Here is a 17,703-nt window from a genome sequence, read left to right on the forward strand (position 1 = left end):
TGGCATAAAACGATCTACAAAAAAACCGCCGAGCAGCGACCGTTCCATCGAACGATTCCCACACTCAGCGGTTTTTCCCATTCAAAACGTTACACTGGCAGCAGCGAAACGAAGCTGTACTTGCCCGAGCCGATCCGGAACACGGCGCAGCCGTCCTCTCGGCCGACTTCGCTGATCCCCTCCGCCAACCGAGCCGGCGTATCTCCCTCCAACACCTCAGTGCCTTCCACCGATGGCACGTATACAAGCGCGGTCGCGTTGGCCGGAACCTCCACGTTCAGCAGAAACTCTCCGTTCGCGATCCGCCACTCTGTAGCAGCCGGTCCGCTTGGACCGTCATAGCGGCAGCGCGCGAACGTCAGCCCGCCGAGCGGACGCGGCCGTATCAGCAGAGCCCCGAAGCCCGCTTCCGCGCCCTCGCGTCCGATGCCGCCGACGTTCCGGAACAGCCACTCGCCGACCGAACCGAAGGCGTAATGGCACAACGAATTCATGCCCGGGTCCTGAAAGCCCCGCTCCTCCGTCCAGCCGTCCCAGCGCTCCCAGATCGTCGTCGCGCCCTGACGCACCGAATACAGCCAGGATGGATATTCCTCGCGCAGCAGCAGACGGAACGCCAAATCGGCATGCCCTTCCCGCACAAGCGCATCCATCAGAAACTTCGTGCCTAGGAAGCCCGTTGTCGCCATATTTCCGAGCTCGCGGATTTTACCGACGAGTCTCGATACTGCCGCCTCCCGCAGCCGTTCCGGCAGCAGGTCCAGTTCCAGCGCCATCGCGTAAGCCGTCTGCGTATCTCCCTTGATCTGTCCCTCCCCGTCGACAAAACGGTCGATGAACGCGGTTCGAATGTGCTCGAACCTCTCGCCATACGTCTGACGATCCTCCTCTTCGCCTAGCGCTGCAGCGATGTCCGACATCAGCTTGGCGCTGTAAGCCATGTAGGCCGTCGAGAAAATATCGTAAGGCGTCGTGGAATAATGGCTGACCATACGGCCGAATTCGGCGATCCGCTCCTCGAACGGCCGCTCGTTCACGGACAGCCAATCCCCATACTGAGACACATCGTCCCGGATGCCGTCCGGGAACAAGGCGCGGTTGAATTCGACCCAGCGCTTCATCGATGCGTAATGCTTGCGAAGCACGCGCCGGTCGCCGTACGTTTCGTACAACAGCCAAGCTACGATAATAGGAGCGTCCGCCCACCCGGCCGAAGCCGTATGCGTGTAAGTAAAATCGTTGTCGAACTCCGTCTTCGGCCCGAAAATAAACGGGGCGAAGTCCGTGTAAGCTCCGGTCGGCCGCTGCGCATCCTCCAGGTCGACGAGCCACTTGGCGTAAAAAGCCGAAACGTCCATAAAATAAGCGGCCGTCCCGGAGAAAATCTGCCCGTCCCCCGTCCAGCCGTGCCGTTCGTCCCGCTGCGGACAGTCCGTCGGCACGCTCATAAAGTTCGCCCGCTGCGTCCAGCGCACATTCTCGATCAGCCTGTTGACCAGCGGATGCGAAGTTTCCAGCTCCCCCGTCTCCGGCAGTTCCGAGTGAATGACAACGGCCGCCGTTTCTCCTAGCTCGAAAGGACCGTCTCCGCTCAATTCCACATATCGAAAGCCGTGATACGTAAAAGTCGGCTCGAAAACTTCCCCGTCGCCGCCACGGCACACGTAGACATCGGTCTGGCGGGCAAAGCGAAGATTCTCCGTATACAACACGCCGCTGGCGTCCAAAGCCTCGCCGAACCGGAATGTGATCCGGGTTCCGGCCTCGCCTTTTATAGAAGCTCGTAGCCAGCCCGCGAGATTTTGCCCGAAGTCGATCAGCACGCGCCCGTCGGGCGTCCAGCGCAAGCTGTACGGCGTCCGCTCGCCCGTCTCCCGGATCGGCCGCGACATCTGCGCAACGATCCAGCCGCGATAATCGTACATGACGTCCGCCGATGTCCATGCCGTATCCGCGAAGCCCGGCGCATTCCAGCCCGGCATCTCCAGCCGAGCGTCAATTGTCTCTCCCATCTGCAGATCCGAGGAGACGACCGGGCCAAGCGACGCCGTCCATGATCCGTCGGTCGTCACGCAGTCTCGCGAGCCGTCCTCGTACTCAATGTTGAACTGCAGCAGGAAAGCCGGGTCCATGCCGTATTTTTGAAACCCGAACATGCCGATATAGCCCGAGTACCAGCCCTGTCCGAGCAGAACTCCTACTGCGTTATCCCCCTCCCTCAGACGGTCGGTAACGTCGTAGGTCTGGTACTGGACGCGCACATGATAATCGGTCCACTCCGGCGAGAACACGTCCTTCCCGACGCGCTCCCCATTTAGCCACAAGCGATACAGGCCAAGCGCGGTCGCATATACCGTGGCCCTGCGCACGCCGGCGCGCGCGCCGAAGTCCTTGCGCAAATATACGTTAGGCTTGGGCTTTTCCTTCGTCGGCTTAACGTCCTTTTTCGACCCGATCCATACGCCTCTCCATTCGTCCCGGCTCAGCAGCCCCATCGACCAGCAGCCCGTCCCGCTCCAAGGTCCCTCATGTCCTAGCTCATCCCACGCCCGCACTTTCCAGTACGCCCGCTGCTCGGAGACTAATTTCTTGCCCGCGTATTCCACCTGCTGCGTCGCCGCGCTCGTCACAACGCCGCTGTCCCACAAATCGCCCTTTTCCTCGTCCAGCAACTCCGGCCTGGTAGCGACCAACACCCGGTACGCGCTTTGCGCCGCTCCTCTTCGCCCGCAGTCGACGATCCATCCGAGGCGAGGACGTTCGACATCTATTCCAAGCGGATCGTCCAAATTTTCCGCACGAAGCCGCTGCGCTCTCAACGTTTCCATCTCTCCGCCTCCCAAGCATTGCTTATCTCTCTCTATCCTTTAATTCCGCCCGAAGCGACACCCTCCAGCACTCGACCGGAGAAAATAAAGAACAAAATCAGAATCGGCACCGTCGCCATGACGGAACCGGCCATCGCCAAATCGATGTTGTACATTAAATTGTTCGTGAATTTCATAATCATGAGCGGAATCGTCTTCTTCGCTTCGCTCTGGAGCATGATCAACGGAACGAAAAATTGGTTCCAGATTTGCACCGACATAATGATGCAGATGCTGAACACGACCGGGCTCGCCAGCGGGAACATCACTCGTTGGAACGTCGTCCATTCGCCGGCTCCGTCAATCTTCGCGGATTCGTACAGATCGGCCGGCAGCTTCTCGAAAAACGTCGTCAATAGAAATACCGGCATCGACAACCCCGACGCGAGCACGATTACGACGCCCCATTGCGAGTTCATCAGTCCCATATCGCGAATGAGCAGGAAAATCGGAACGATGCCGAGCTGTACCGGAAACATCAGGCCAATTAGAAAATAGACGAGCAGTCCGTTTTTGAAACGAAACCGGAACCTCCCGATCCCGTAAGCGACCATCGACGACAGCGCGATTACGATCAGAAGCGTCACAGCCAGAATCAAGACACTATTGAAAAAGTAACGGTGGAAGCCCGCCTCCGCGAACAGCTTGCCGAAATTGGCGAAATTGAACACATCCGGCCAGCCGAACGTGTTCGACAGCAGCTCTTTTTTCGATCGGAACGCCTGATAGGTCATATAGCCCAGAACGAACAGCGTAAAGGAGGAATATAACCACAAAATCGCGGAGCTGACATAGGTTCGGTTTGCTTTCAGATTCATGCTCCATCCTCCGTTCGACGATAGGTGAGAATGACTTGGACGACGGCGACGACGAAAATGACGGCGAACATCACGCAGGCGATCGTCGTGCCCATCCCCATCGCGTTCACGTTCATCGTGCCTCCGACCGCGCTGTTGTCGCCGAAGGCGATCCGGTAGAAGAACAGGGCCATGACGTCCACGCTGCGATTAATGCCGCCCGATACGCCGCCCAGAATGAAGCTGAAATCGAACATCGTCATCGCGAAAATGTAGGTCAGAATCAACATGTTCAACACCGTCGTTTTGATCTGCGGCAGCACGATGCTGAAAAATCTCCGCCAGTACGACGCCCCTTCGAGCAGCGCGGCCTCCATCATTTCCACAGGAATCATCTTCATTGCCCCGAGGAAAAAGATCATGCCGACACCGATTCCCGACCATGCGACCATAATCCAGACGATGTAAATTCCGAACTCCGGCAATCCGATCCACGGTCTTGTCCATTCGCCCAATCCGATCGCTTCCAGCAGCTTGTTAAAGACGCCGATGTTGCCGTCGAAGATGAGCGTTCCCATAAACACGATGACGGGCGTGGCGATAAATTGAGGCGAGAAAATCATCGCCTGGAAAAAGCGATGTCCCTTGATCTTGCTGTATAGCAAATAGGCCATGTACAGCTGTCCAGGCAGCACCGCGAACGTATTGAGCAAAAACAGAATAACGCTGTGCCGGAACGCGCCGGTCAGCTGCGCGAACAGCTCCTTGTTGCCGAACAGCTCGGCGTAATTGGCGAAGCCGACAAACGTCTTCGGTCCGATCCCGTCCCACTGGTTCAAGCTGATCTGGAACGCCGAGAAGATCGGATAGACGGTAAACAAGCTGTACAGCGCGAAGCCCGGCAAAATAAACCACAGAAATGGCCGTTTTTTAATCCATGTCAACCGTAACACCCTCTCTGCCCGCGGCAAAGGGGCGGTCCCATGAGTATAAGCTTGGGATAATCGATACAAAGTAGGGGGATATACCTCCCGGAGACCTGCCTCATACGCTCCTGAAATCTCCTATTAACGGGTTTAACCATTCCCATTTCAGGAGCGTATAGCGTCGGAGGGAGGCACATCCCCCTATCACCTCTATCATCGATTACCTTTCATAGCAGCTTTGTTAGCGCATGGGACAGCCCTTTGATCCGGATGATGTCTTTATTTTTACTGTGCCGGGTAAGTAGCCGCCTTGTCGAGAATTTCCGCACCCTCGGCTCCGGTAATTGCAGACGTCATCAGCTTCGGAATAACATCCTTCATGAATACGTCGGCCGTATTGGATTCCTGCGACGACAGTGCAGTCAGCACGCTGTAGATGTTGACGCCCGCTTCGTCGAATACCGCCAGTTCCTTAACGCCTTCATCCTTCGGCGTAATGTCTTTGAGCGTCGGTACAAGGCCTACGGCATCTTCCAGAATTTGCTGCGCCTCAAGCGAATTCAGGAACTCGATATATTTGACCGCCTGATCGGGGTGCGCCGTCTTGGCGGACACCGCATAAGTCATAAAGTTGCTGTAGCTGGATTGCACGACCTTCTTGCCTTCTTTATTCGGAATCGAGAAGCGTCCCAGATTCATGCCTGAATCGACATAAGTTGCATTAGACCACGTTCCGTCGATGATGGCCGCCGCTTTGCCGTTCGTGAATGCGAATTGCGCCGCTGCGTAATCCTGCGCCAGGTAGTCTTTGCCGAAATAGCCTTTGTCGACGAAATCGCGGAACGCCTGCAGCGTCTCGGCGACGGTCGGATCGGTCAGCTTGCCTTGGCCGGCTTGAGCCGCCTTAAGCGCCGTATTGGAGAAGGCCGGCGCGAAGGCGAAGATCGGCCAAGCGCGATCCCATTCGCTCTTCCCGGCAAGCGTAATCGGCGTGATTCCCGCCGCCTTCAAAGTCTCCAGGCCTTGAACGAATTCGTCCCATGTCGTCGGTGCCTGAATTCCGTTCTTCTCGTACAGATCCTTGTTGTAGTACACGACGTTCGTATCGAAGAAGGACGGCAGCGAGCAGTAGATTTTGCCGTCTACCGTACAGTAGGTTTTCTCGGATTCGGAGTAACGGGACATATCGAGATTGTAGGAAGTCAGATCCATCAGGAAGCCGTTTTTGACCATTTCGCCCATTTTTGCCGTTTTGTCGCCTTGCACCCAGAACAGGTCGGGAAGCTCGTTGGCCTGCAGCGCGACGTTTAAGCTCTGATCGTTTTGAGCGAAGTCGTATTCCAGCTTGATGTTCGGATACTTGGCCGCGAAGGCGGCGTTGATCTTCTTGAACGGTTCTTCCAGCACGGCCTGGTTGCCGAGGTCTCCCCATACTTTCAGCGTAACGTTCTCTTCTTGAGGAGTTTGCGAGCTTTCCGCCGGCGCGCTGCCGGAAGCGCTCGCGGAAGGGCTGGCCGATGGGCTCGAGGCGCCGTTTCCATTGTCCTTACCACCGCAGCCTTGCAGCACCGCGCCGGTCATAGCAAGCAGCCCAAGCGCGATAACGAATCTGTTTCTCTTCAAATGAAACCCCTCCGATTTTCTTAGAAATGTAGGCATGATCGCGATCTTTCTACATTGTAAGCGATTGCACCTACCTGCTCCATGCAGCAATCGAGCGAGAATGTTCCATCTCGACCGGAGAATGCGGACGTTCTCCGGTCCATGTTCCATATTTTACGATCCAGATTCCTTTTTACACGATCAGGATCTGCTTTTAAACTGTTTCACCGTCTGCCCCGTCATGCGCTTAAACACTTTAATGAAATAATTGGCGTTCAAATAGCCGACGCGGGCGGCGATTTCCTCGGTGGAAAGCTCCGTCTCGTTATACAGCCGGATCGCCTCGCGAATGCGAATACGCGTCAAGTAGTCGGAGAACGCCTCTCCCGTCTCTTGGCGAAAACGCTGGCTGAAGTGGCTTGGGCTGAAGCTGACATGCTCGGCGGCGTCTTCCAGCCGCAGCGGTTCGCCGTAACGGCTCTCCACGAACGCCTTCGCTTTGGCGACCCAGCCCCGGCTCGCATGCAGCGAAGATGCCGCCTCTTGCGCGCGCGCCAGCATCTCTTGCAGCATACCGACAAACTCCGCCTGCGTACCGAGCTTGCGGAACGCTTCGTTCAGCGGCCAAGCGGCGCCGAAGCGGTCGCGAAGGCTTTCCGGATCCGATTCGTAACGCTCGATCATCAGATTCATCAGATGGGTCGCGATCATCTCGCCGACCCGCTGCCATTCGGCCGGAAGCAGTCGGGCGGCCGGATCGCCGATACGGCGGCGAATCTCGTCTCCCAATTGCTCGAAATGAAGAAAGTCGATTTTGTTTTTCGCCTGTCTGTACAGCTCCAGACGCTCCTGCTCCGCCATTTCTCTCAAGACGACATGCTCGGCGAGGTAGATCCCCGCTCCGTCGTAAAAGCACATCTGAGCCGCGCGCTCCGCATCCTTCCTCGATTGTCCGAGCCGATCGAACGTCACAGAATTCCCCGCTCCGGCGACGAGCGCGACGTTCAGATTTTTGGCCCATGCCGCCGTAAGCTCTTCGGCAATCTGCCGCAGTCGAATCGAGTCGTCCTGCTCGCCTTCACGCAGCGCGCAAGCGCCATGCAGCAAGCCGTCCTGCTCGCCGAAATACTCCAGACCGTCCAGCCGGGAGAAAATTTCCTCCGTCTGCAGCGCCATCGCTTTGCGCTCCGTCTGGGAATAGCCGGAAGTTCTCGGCAGCGGCATCAGGACGACCCAGCGCGCCTCGCCTCCCCATCTTCCCAGCCGCTCCAGCAGTGCGGGACAATGCTCCGACAGTCGCGCGTCCCGGTTTTCTTTGGTCCGCGTCAGCCACGCGGCTCTCTCGTCGTCAAGCGAACCCGCCTCGCCGGCCGTCTCCGGCACTCCCGACCTTTCGCCGTTTACGGATAGCGCATCGAGAACGCGCAGCAGTTCTTCAGGCTCCATCTCGTATTTTGAAATATAGTCGTTAACGCCGGCCTGGATGGCCTGACGAGTATATTCGAAATCGCTGTAGCTGCTCAAAATAATAAAACGAAGGCTCGGATCGAGCCGTTTCAGCTCGCGGATCAGCGCAAAGCCGTCCATGCCCGGCATACGGATATCGGTCAGCACAATGTCGAATTTCTCTTCCGCCGCCGCGCGCATTGCTTCCTCTCCGTTTTTGAACACGCCGCCGATTCGGTAGCCTCTGCTCTCCCAATCGATGATCGATTGCAGGCCGATCCGTACGAGCGCTTCATCGTCGACGATCATCACTTTACGCATGCGAGCGCTCCCCCTTTTCCTCCGCCGATCCGTCCATCCGCATAGGCACTCTAACCGTTATCGACGTGCCGACTCCCGGTTCGCTGCGAATCGACAGACCGTAATTCGTTCCGTAATGAAGCTGGATTCTCTCATGAACGCTGCGCACGCCGAGCCTGTCCGTCGGAGAAGCCGACAGCCCGCGAACAAGCCTCTCTACCGTCTCCTCGTTCATGCCGATTCCGTTATCGGCAACGGTCACGAGCAGATGCTCGCCTTCCGACACCGCGGAAACGGTAATTTCCCCGGGATGCTCGGACGGGGCCAAGCCGTGGATCAGCGCATTCTCGATAAGCGGCTGAAGCAGAAACTTCAGCACCTCGACCTGCTCCAGTTCGGCTGGAACGTTCACCGCGAACTCGAAGTGCTGGTAGCGCACCTTCTGAATCGCCACGTAATTGTGCAGGATCGCAATCTCGCTCGCCAGCGGCACCGGCCCTCCCGACCCGCGCAGCGCATAGGTGAGCAGTGCGTTTAGGGCATCGACCATTTCCTTGATATTATCCTGCCTCTGAATCATCGCCATCCAGCGGATCGAATTTAACGTGTTGTACAGAAAATGCGGCGACAATTGGTGTTGCAGCACGCGAATTTCGGCGTCCTTCTTTTTCTTCTCCTGCCTGGCGACCTCGTCGATCAACTGCTCAATCTCGTACATGATCGAGATGAACGTATCGTTCATCTCCACGATCTCCACCGCCCCGCCGAAACGCTTCAGCTTGCCCGGACGCACGCCCTTGATGCCCATCTTCATGTTCATCGTCAATCTGCGAATGGGGATGACAAGGTCCAAGGCCAGCAGATGAGTGACGACAAGGCCGAGCAAAATACAGCCGAACAAAATAAACAGCGCCTGTCGCACCGTAGAGAAGATCGGCTCGTACAACCGGTCGAGCTGCATCTGTACCGCCAGCGTCCAGCCGTTGCCCAGCCTGTCGTCGGTAAAGCTGAGCAGACGGCTGGCTTTGACGTCGCCGATCGACACCTCGTTGTCGACCAGCGGCTCTCCTTTTTCGTCCAGCAGCTTAAGCGCCGTATCCTCCTGAAACTTCATCTGGCGAAAAATATCGCCGACCGCCTCGACCCGAATGACAAGCGTTAACGTACCTAGCTCGTTCAGCTTCTCGTCGCGAATCGTTCGTCCTAACCGGAATGCCCGGAGTTTCGTATAGCCGTCGTCGAACGTCTGCGGGGCGAACCATCTGGCTCCCCCCTTCATCTCTCCGACCACCGTCCGATACTCCGAATTGCGCACGTCGTACTCGTCGATCGCATTTTTGCCGTACGTGTAGATAGCGCTTGGCGTCTCTATCTTAATGGAGCGGATGTAGCTGTTCTGGTCCGCGCCCAGCCAAAGTACGTTCAGCTTCTCGTTGATCGCGCTCTCTACCTTGAATCTGTCGTAGGCAGACTCGGGCTCCGTCTTCGCCAGCTTCAGCAGCTCGCCGTCCGTCATAATCTGCTTGCTGAGCTGCTCGTAGCTCCTCATCCGGTCGTCGACCTTCTGCCCCATCAGACCGAGCAGGTCGGTGGCGTATTCGGCGGCTTGGGCCTTCGAGGAGGACGTGTAGCTTTCGGTCAAATAATAAATGCCCGCAAGCGCGGGAAGCAATATTAGCGGCGTATAGACGAGCACCAGCTTGTAAGGCAAGCGGATACTGCGCCAACGCGTCGGAAGTCTAAAGCGGCCGATTCTCATCCGTCTCCCCCTCTTGCATGCGGTTTCCCCATCATTCTAGCACAGATTCCCTCGCCTCCGTCCGGAAATAAGTCGTTTTGCCTCGCATTGCCGCTTCAAGACAAAATAGACCATCCCGGAAAAGGATGGCCTGAATCATGGTTGCTAAAGATAGCGTAATTGACGGCTTCTTACGGTCTGGCAGACCGTCGAACCAATCTGAGCAGCTTCGGGCGTTTTTGGTGTTGTCGCATTGAACGAGCGAAGCCAAGTCCGCATCCCAATTAGCTTAGTAATCCAAATTGGACCATTGAAGCAGCCTCTATACGGTCAGTTGGCCAGCAAAGCTTCGGCGGCCTGCTTTCCTTGAGCGACGCAGTCCGGCAGGCCTACGGCCTCGAACGCCGCGCCAGTGGCGAATAAGCCAGGCAGCTTCTGCGCAAGCTCGGCGCGAAAATCGGCGATAGCCCCGACATGTCCGACCGGATATTGCGGCATCGAGCGGCGCAGACGCGTAATTTCAACGAATTCCGGCTCTGCCTCCAGCCCCATCAGATCGCGCAAATCTCCGCGTACCGCTGCGGTCATCGCCTCGTCGTCCAGTTCGACGCCCTGCTCGTCGTTTGCCCGTCCGACATAGCAGCGAATTAGCCGCTTATCTTGCGGTGCCGTATGCCGCCATTTCGCCGAGGTCCACGTGCTCGCGGTAATAAGCCGCTTCTCTCCGCGCGGCACGAGGAAGCCCGAACCGTCCAGCTCGTGTCCGAACCCATCGGCTGCATAACCGAGCACAACGTTGGCCACGGAGACATAACGAATCGCCGACAGCGCGGACACGTCCGTATGCGGAGCAAGCAGCTCCGCAGCGACATAGGCGGGCAGCGTAACGACGACTTGGTCGGCTTCGCATACCGTACCGTCGAGCATATGCAAACGATATGCCGCTTCCTTCGGTTCGGCAATCGGCTCTATTTCCCGCACCTTCGCTTCCAGAAGGATATTTCCGCCTTCCGCGCGGACCCGCTGCTCGAGCGCTTCGATTACTGTCGACAATCCGTTCGTGAACGTCAGGAACACGCTGGCCGGCAGCTCGGGAGCCGCCGACGAAACGGACGCGCCCCCTCCCGTCTTCGCAGCTGCGGCGGCATGTTGCTGGGCCGCCCGGGTGCCCGCGATCAGGCTGCCATACTCCTCGACCATCCGCTTGAACTGCGGGAATGTCGCTTCAAGCCCCAGCTTGTACAGGTCGCCCGCATGAATGCCTGCCAATAGCGGCTCGAATACTCGCTCGACCATCTCCTTGCCCATCCTGCGTTCAAGGAACGCTCCGACAGAATCGTCTTCCGCTTTCGCCTCTGCCGGCAGCTCCGATTCCTGCAAAGCCCGCAGCTTGCCCTGCTCGGACACAAGCTCCGTCTGCATGAATTTATCGCTATCCGTCGGAACGCCCATCACTAAGCCCTGCGGCATCGAAACCAGCTTGCCTTCCCGAGAGATATACGTCTTCTTCGCCTGCGGATTCGTGCCCGTCAACTCTCCGATCAGGCCGAGCTCTTCGGCCAGCCGGATCATCGGCAGCTTGCGCGCGAGGAAGGAATCGGGGCCGCGCTCGATAACGAATCCGTCTCTGCGCAGCGTATGGATTCGTCCGCCAAGTCGGTCGGAGCCTTCCAGAACCGTCAACTCAATCGCTTCTCCGCGCTCTTTGGCCAGCTTAAGCAAGTAAAAAGCGGCGCTGAGGCCGGTAATCCCGCCGCCCAGCACCGCCACCCGGCGACTTTTATTCGTCATTGCCGTTTCCCCCGTTCGCCGCGCCGATCACCGAATCGGCCAATACGGCCATATATTGCGGATCGTCGTTCAGCATGCGAATCCGCGCGAGGCGAATTCCTTTTTCTTCGGCGAGCTGCTTCGCTTCGATGTCGATATCGTACAGCACCTCTAGATGGTCGGATACGAATCCGACTGGAGTCACGAGCACGGAACGGACGCCTTCCGCCGCAAGCTTCTCGAGTGTCTCAAGAATATCCGGCCCAAGCCAGGGCTGCCCGGTCTGACCTGCGCTCTGCCAGGTAAACTGCCAATTGGCAACGCCCGACTTCGCGGCTACGGCCGCCGAAGTCGCCAACAGCTGATCGGCATAAGGGTCGTTCAGCTCAAGAATTTTAGCCGGAAGGCTGTGCGCGCTGAATAGCACGAGCGCTTCTCCCCGTTCGCCGCCAAGCTGCTCCAAACCTTCGTTCACGCGTTCGCTCAGCGCCTCGATCAGCTGCGGGTGCAGATGGTACTCGTCGACTCCGCGGAAACGAATGCCATGCTTCTCCGCTTCCTCGCGCGCCCGCTTCAAATAACCGCCAACGCTCATAGACGAGTATTGCGGCGTCAGCACGATACCGACCGCTTCGCGAATGCCGTCCGCCGCCATCGCTGCGATGCCGTCCTCAATGAACGGCGCCGCATGCTTCAGTCCCTGATAGCACACGTAAGCTCCGTCTCCGGCCAGTTCGTCCAGCTTGCGCTGCAGAGCCGCTGCCTGACGGTTCGTATTTTCGCGCAGCGGGAACACTCCGCCCACGATCGTCCGATAACGGGAAGTCAAATCCTCCAGCTGCTCAGCCGTCGGCGGATGACCTCTGCGAATGTGCGTATAGTAAGCTTCTATTCCTTCCAAGCTCTCGGGCGTTCCATAGGACATTACCAGCACGCCGATCGTTCGTTTGTCCGCGCTCATGCTTGCGCCTCCTCTGTCAGCTTCCGTTCGCTGTAGCTATGAATAAAGTCCGTCAACTCTTTCAGCTTATCGAGCGAAGCCTCGGGGAACAACCCGTGTCCCAGGTTGAAAATATAGCCCGGCTCGTGCATGACTTCGTCAAGCAGTCTGCGCGCATGTTCGTGAATGACCTCGGACGGTGCGGTAAGCACGTAAGGGTCGAGATTGCCCTGAATCGCGAACCGTCCGCCGAGCCTGCGCCGACCTTCTGACAGCGGCACCCGCCAGTCGAGTCCGATGACGTTCGTCTGAAGGTTGGTCAAGTGTTGGAGCAGCTCGCCGGAGCTGACGCCCGGGAAGTAGATTTTAGGCACATCCAAATCCGACAGCGATGCGAAAATGCTTTCGATATGAGGCAGCACAAACTCCTTAAAATCGTGCGGCGCCAAAGAGCCGACCCAGCTGTCGAATAGCTGCACCGCCTTGGCCCCCGACGCAATATGCGCGCGCAAATAGGTTGCCGCCATCGCGGCCAGCTTGCCCATGAGCAGATGCCAGGTTCGCGAATCGCCATACATCATCGCTTTGGTACGAATATACGATTTGGTCGGTCTGCCTTCTATGATATAGCTGGCCAGCGTAAACGGTGCGCCGGCAAAAGAAATGAGCGGAACCTCAAGCTCGCGCTCGAGAATGCGAATCGTCTCCAGCACGTGGGACAGATCGCCCTCCACATCGATCGGCTTCAGCTTGTCCACGTCGGCGGCGCTGCGCACCGGATTATGGATGACCGGGCCGACATCCTTGACGATATCGAAGTCGATCCCGATCGAAGCGACGGGATTCATAATGTCCGAATACAGAATCGCCGCATCGACCCCAAGCTTGCGAACCGGCATCAATGTCACTTCGGCAGCCAGCTCGGGCTGCCGGCAAATTTCCAGAAGCGAGAACTTCTCCTTGATTTTACGATAATCCGGATCATAGCGTCCCGCCTGGCGCATGTACCATACAGGGATGCGTTCCACCGCCTCCCTCTTGCAAGCTCGCAAGAACAAGTCGTTTTTCAACATAAGCTTCCAGCCTCATTTATGTACCAATTTGGTTTTCATTGCTTTCATTATGCCCCTTTTATCCTGCGTGAACAACCTTTACTCCCGGATGGAGTATGACAATAGTTTGACAATGCGGCTTTTTGCCTGCGTGCGGGACTATGTTATACTGGCTATGCTTATGTCAGCATCGAAGAAGGTCTAAACCATGCAGCGTTGGAAAATCAATCTCTACATCTTAATGGTCGGCAACTTCCTGGTCATGGCCGGTATGACGATGATCATGCCTTTTCTGTCGCTCTACCTGCAGCAGGATTTGGGTCTGACTGACGAGCACGAGATCGGAGTGTGGGCGGGCATCATTTTTGCCGCGAACTTCGTGACGTCCTTCCTGTTTCAACCGTTATGGGGCAAGCTGGCGGAAAAATACGGCCGTAAAATGATGCTGCTGCGCTCCGGCTTCGGCATGTCGATCGTAATGCTGTTGATGGGCTTCGCGACCGCCCCCTGGCATTTGCTCATCCTGCGAATGCTCAACGGCGTCATTTCGGGATTTATGCCGGCCGCCGTCTCCCTCGTCTCGTCTTCAACGCCGAAGGAGCGAATGGGATTCGCCATGGGCACGTTACAATCCGGCGGTACTGCGGGGGCGATTCTCGGCCCTTTTATCGGAGGATTAATGGCGGATAACTTCGGTTTTCGTCCAATCTTCTACATAACCGGAACTTTATTATTTCTCGCATCCGTCATTACGTGGCTGCTCGTTCACGAGAAATTCGATCGCGCCGCAGCCGCCATGAAAGAGCAGGTCAGCGTCTTGAAAGGCTTCCGGGATCTGATGGTCATCCGCCAGCTTCCCGTGCTCCTTACAGTCACGTTTCTGATTCAATTCGCCATGCTTAGCCCTATGCCGCTCATCCCTCTCTACGTACAGCATCTGCACGGCACTTCGGAAAATCTGGCGTTCTACGCCGGTTTCGTCGGCTCCGTAACCGGCATCTCGAACATGATTTGTTCCCCTGTGCTGGGCAAGCTTAGCGATCGAATCGGCGCGACGCGAATCCTGCTGATTTGCTTGGCGGGCTCCGCCGTGATGACGATCCCGCAAGCGTTCGCGGATTCCGTCGGCATGCTGCTCGTCTTCCGCTTCCTGCTAGGCTGTTTTATGGGAGGTTTGATTCCGACCGTCAACGCGCTCGTGCGCCAATATACGCCGGATGGCAAGGAAAGCCGAGCGTTCGGCTTCAACACGAGCGCGCTCAGCCTCGGCAATATGATGGGACCGGTCGTCGGCGGCGCTCTGTCCGGCTGGATCGGCATAGAGGGGTTGTTCATTCTTGCGGGCGTGCTGCTGTTCCTGACTTGCATCTGGGCTACGCGCGCTTTGCGCTCTCGTCAAAGGGCGAATGGTTAGTGGGGACAAGCCCGACATTTAAACTATTTAAGCTTTTTTATTGAAAAAGAGGGTGTCCCAAAAGTCACTGACTAGGGGACGCCCTCTTCCCTTATTTTTGTTACTTGACTGCTTCGAGACGCTCTGCCAAGCGGTCCCAGGTTTCGGTGATGCCCTGCAGCATGCCCATATCCATAACGGTCTTGAGCGTCTCTGCCGACACGTACTCGCCGGAGCTGACCAGCTTCGTCCTACCGTCGCCCAGATCGATGAACTCCAATGTGACGTCGGTTGACGGCATCTCGGCATTGGAGTTGCCTTCAGCATCCGAGAAGTAGTCCGTATAGACAATTTTCTCCGGCTCAATCATTTCTTTATAGATAGCTTTGCCCCAAGACTCCATTCCGTAAAAATCGCCCTGGTTCCGATCGACGCACTTCATACAGTAATGCCACACGCCGCCGGGACGAAAATCGACCTTGCACACCGGAATCTCCCAACCTCTCGGTCCCCACCAATGCTTCAAATGATCGGCTTCCTTAAACATGGCGAATACCAGCTCGCGCGGCGCATCGAATACGCGTTCCAGGACGAGCACCTTTTCGTTTTCTACTCTCGAAATCATAGCGTTTCCGGACATTACAAATTCCTCCTTGGAATCATTGGTTTTTTTCTTTATTTTGCAATTCGCGTAAATAGTCATCCAGCTTGTCGAACCGTTCCTCCATAATGCGGCGGAACGACTGCAGCCATGAATCCAAAGCTTGGAATGGCGCCGGCCGCAGCTTATAGATTCTACGGTTGGCTTCCGCCTGCACGTCCACGATGCCGCTCTCGCTAAGAACCTTCAAATGCTTCGATGCCTGAGGCTGGCGGATTTCCAGCCGATCGGCGATCTCCCCTACGGTCAGAGGACCGTCTCGCAGCAATTCGACAATCCGCTTGCGATTCGGCTCGGCCAAAGCGCTCAACATCGTCGTGTCCATGTCCGGAGAATTTCCTGACATGTCATTCACCTCGTTAATTGATAATGTCCGGCGGCTCCTCAACCCCTTCATCACCGTGTCGTTTTCCTTCTGAGTTGAATATACCACACAAGGAATATTCCTGTAAAGGAATATTAAAAAATCGAGGAGGAGCCTGCTTTTAATAAAAGGAACTGCCCCGAAATCAGAGTTCCTGGAAACGATCGATAGACGAAGTAAGGGGTACGCACCTCCGAAAAACTGCCTCGTGCGCTCCTGAAACCTTGTAACGGGTTTCCCCATTCAGATTTCAGAAGCGTATGGCAGCGGAAGAAGGTACATACCCCTTAAGCCTTTATTCTGGATTATCTTTCAGAGCAACTATAAGCGCTTTTGGGATAGCTCCCGCGTCTATCGTTGTCGTACGTTATTCGAACTTAACGAGGAAGTAATTCTTCTTTCCTCTGCGAATAACCGCGTATTTGCCGTGCAGTCTGTGCTCCCGCGTCAGGACGAAATCAAGCGCCTGTTCGCGCTGTCCGTTCAAGTAAACCGCGCCTTTCTCGATGTCCTCGCGCGCTTGACGTTTCGAAGGTGCGGCCTTCGTCTCGATCAACAAGTCGAGCAGCAGCTTCTCCTCGTCGCCTTGGACAACCGTCGTCGGCATATCCTGCAGCGCCTCCACCAGCTCCGCTTCGCTAAGCTGCGTTACGTCGCCCGAGAATAGCGCCTGCGTAATCTTCTCCGCACTGACGACCGCATCCTCTCCGTGAACAAGCTTCGTTACTTCGCGAGCAAGCTCTCGCTGCGCAGCGCGCTGCTCCGGACGCTCGGTCAGCTCTTGCTCCAGCTCGGCGATCCGCTCGCGCCCCAGGAACGTGAAGTATTTCAGGAATTTGATCACGTCGTTGTCATCCGTGTTGATCCAGAACTGGTAGAAGGCATATACCGATGTTTTGTTCCGGTCGAGCCAGACGGCGCCGGATTCGGATTTGCCGAATTTCTTGCCGTCGCTCTTCGTCACGAGCGGCAGCGTCATGCCGTACGCTTCTCCCCCGCCCATTTTGCCGATCAGGTCGAGACCTGCCGTAATGTTGCCCCATTGGTCGCTTCCGCCGATCTGCAGCGAGCAGCCGTGATCCGTCAGCAGCTTGTAGAAGTCGTACGATTGCAAAATCATGTAGCTGAATTCGGTAAAGGATATGCCGTTGGCCAGACGAGAATCGACCGAATCCTTCGCCAGCATGTAGTTAACGGTGAAGTTTTTACCGATGTCGCGCAGGAACGTGATCAAGTCGAGCTGGCCTAACCAATCGTAGTTGCTAACCAGCTTGGCCGGATTGTCCGTTCCTTCGAAGTCGAGGAAGCGGGACAGCTGATCCTTCAGCCGCTCCGTCCACAAAGCTACCGTATCAGACGTGTTCAAGGAGCGCTCCGTCGAACGTCCGCTTGGGTCGCCGATCATCCCCGTGCCGCCGCCAACCAACGCAATCGGCTTATGGCCGGCTTGCTGGAAATGGCGAAGAATCAAAATCGGCAGCAGGTGGCCGATATGCAGGCTGTCCGCCGTCGGATCGAAGCCGCAGTACAGCACGACAGGCTCCTTGTTCAGCTTCTCCAGCAAACCGTCGCGATTGGTCGACTGGTAGATCAGCCCTCTGTATTCAAGATTATCGAGCAAGCTTTGATCCAGGTTTGTCATTTCGATGTCTCTCCTTTAGATAATATGTTCGGCGGACGGTGCGACGCCCGAAATCAAAAAAGACCCGCCCTGTCGTTAAGACAGGGACGAGTCATCGCGGTACCACCCTATTTGAGCATGCGCTTCATTCGCAGCTCCACCTCTCGCCCGTTAACGGCAGGCAGCCGTCTTGCCCCTTCCGCGCCGGCACGGGTTCGGGACAGGA

The 17,703-nt window shown here is 56.7% G+C and carries 13 protein-coding genes and 1 other annotated feature (1 of these 14 cut by a window edge); of the genes, 1 reads left to right on the forward strand and 12 read right to left on the reverse strand.

Annotation, left to right across the window (positions count from 1 at the left end):
* Positions 1–89 precede the first annotated feature (89 nt).
* The 9 genes from J4772_RS18615 to hemE all read right to left on the reverse strand — a co-directional run bounded on the left by J4772_RS18615 (position 90) and on the right by hemE (position 13,459).
* Positions 90–2,828, reverse strand: a complete 2,739-nt coding sequence (locus tag J4772_RS18615; RefSeq protein ID WP_209076597.1) for an alpha-L-rhamnosidase — start codon at positions 2,826–2,828, stop codon at positions 90–92.
* A gap of 32 nt (positions 2,829–2,860) precedes the next feature.
* Positions 2,861–3,685 carry a carbohydrate ABC transporter permease gene (locus tag J4772_RS18620; RefSeq protein ID WP_116060476.1) on the reverse strand — a complete coding sequence of 275 codons (825 nt, stop codon included), beginning with the start codon at positions 3,683–3,685 and terminating at the stop codon, positions 2,861–2,863.
* A complete protein-coding gene (locus J4772_RS18625) occupies positions 3,682–4,608 on the reverse strand; it encodes a carbohydrate ABC transporter permease (RefSeq protein ID WP_116060475.1) in 927 nt (308 codons plus the stop codon). Before J4772_RS18625 ends, J4772_RS18620 begins: the two co-directional genes overlap by 4 nt.
* A 267-nt stretch (positions 4,609–4,875) precedes the next feature.
* A complete protein-coding gene (locus J4772_RS18630; RefSeq protein WP_209076599.1) occupies positions 4,876–6,213 on the reverse strand; it encodes an ABC transporter substrate-binding protein in 1,338 nt (445 codons plus the stop codon).
* Between the two features lie 180 nt (positions 6,214–6,393).
* Positions 6,394–7,959 (reverse strand): response regulator, encoded by a 1,566-nt coding sequence (locus tag J4772_RS18635; RefSeq protein WP_209076601.1) that lies wholly within the window; start codon positions 7,957–7,959, stop codon positions 6,394–6,396.
* On the reverse strand, positions 7,952–9,697 hold the full coding sequence (locus J4772_RS18640) for a cache domain-containing sensor histidine kinase (RefSeq protein WP_209076603.1): 1,746 nt from the start codon (positions 9,695–9,697) through the stop codon (positions 7,952–7,954). Before J4772_RS18640 ends, J4772_RS18635 begins: the two co-directional genes overlap by 8 nt.
* A gap of 309 nt (positions 9,698–10,006) precedes the next feature.
* Positions 10,007–11,467 (reverse strand): protoporphyrinogen oxidase, encoded by a 1,461-nt coding sequence (gene hemG, locus J4772_RS18645; RefSeq protein WP_209076604.1) that lies wholly within the window; start codon positions 11,465–11,467, stop codon positions 10,007–10,009.
* Positions 11,457–12,407, reverse strand: a complete 951-nt coding sequence (gene hemH, locus J4772_RS18650) for a ferrochelatase (protein WP_209076606.1) — start codon at positions 12,405–12,407, stop codon at positions 11,457–11,459. The genes hemG and hemH overlap by 11 nt, the downstream gene beginning before the upstream one ends.
* A complete protein-coding gene (hemE, locus tag J4772_RS18655; protein WP_209076608.1) occupies positions 12,404–13,459 on the reverse strand; it encodes a uroporphyrinogen decarboxylase in 1,056 nt (351 codons plus the stop codon). The genes hemH and hemE overlap by 4 nt, the downstream gene beginning before the upstream one ends.
* A gap of 187 nt (positions 13,460–13,646) precedes the next feature.
* Here hemE and J4772_RS18660 point away from each other — a divergent pair, with 187 nt between their 5' ends.
* Positions 13,647–14,852 (forward strand): MFS transporter, encoded by a 1,206-nt coding sequence (locus J4772_RS18660; RefSeq protein ID WP_209076609.1) that lies wholly within the window; start codon positions 13,647–13,649, stop codon positions 14,850–14,852.
* Between the two features lie 100 nt (positions 14,853–14,952).
* Here the strand turns inward: J4772_RS18660 and J4772_RS18665 are convergent, their stop codons facing one another.
* From J4772_RS18665 to tyrS, 3 genes are all read right to left on the reverse strand, one after another.
* Positions 14,953–15,471: an SRPBCC domain-containing protein gene (locus J4772_RS18665; protein WP_116060467.1), complete on the reverse strand. Its 519-nt coding sequence runs from the start codon at positions 15,469–15,471 to the stop codon at positions 14,953–14,955.
* A 19-nt stretch (positions 15,472–15,490) separates the two neighbouring features.
* Positions 15,491–15,838 carry an ArsR/SmtB family transcription factor gene (locus tag J4772_RS18670; protein WP_116060466.1) on the reverse strand — a complete coding sequence of 116 codons (348 nt, stop codon included), beginning with the start codon at positions 15,836–15,838 and terminating at the stop codon, positions 15,491–15,493.
* A 385-nt stretch (positions 15,839–16,223) separates the two neighbouring features.
* Complete coding sequence (gene tyrS, locus J4772_RS18675; RefSeq protein WP_209076610.1) at positions 16,224–17,498, reverse strand: tyrosine--tRNA ligase; 1,275 nt, start codon at positions 17,496–17,498, stop codon at positions 16,224–16,226.
* A gap of 79 nt (positions 17,499–17,577) precedes the next feature.
* Positions 17,578–17,703: a binding site (T-box leader), on the reverse strand (it continues 106 nt past the right edge of the window).

Source organism: Cohnella sp. LGH (assembly GCF_017671885.1).
GTDB classification, from domain to species: Bacteria; Bacillota; Bacilli; order Paenibacillales; family Paenibacillaceae; genus Cohnella; species Cohnella phaseoli.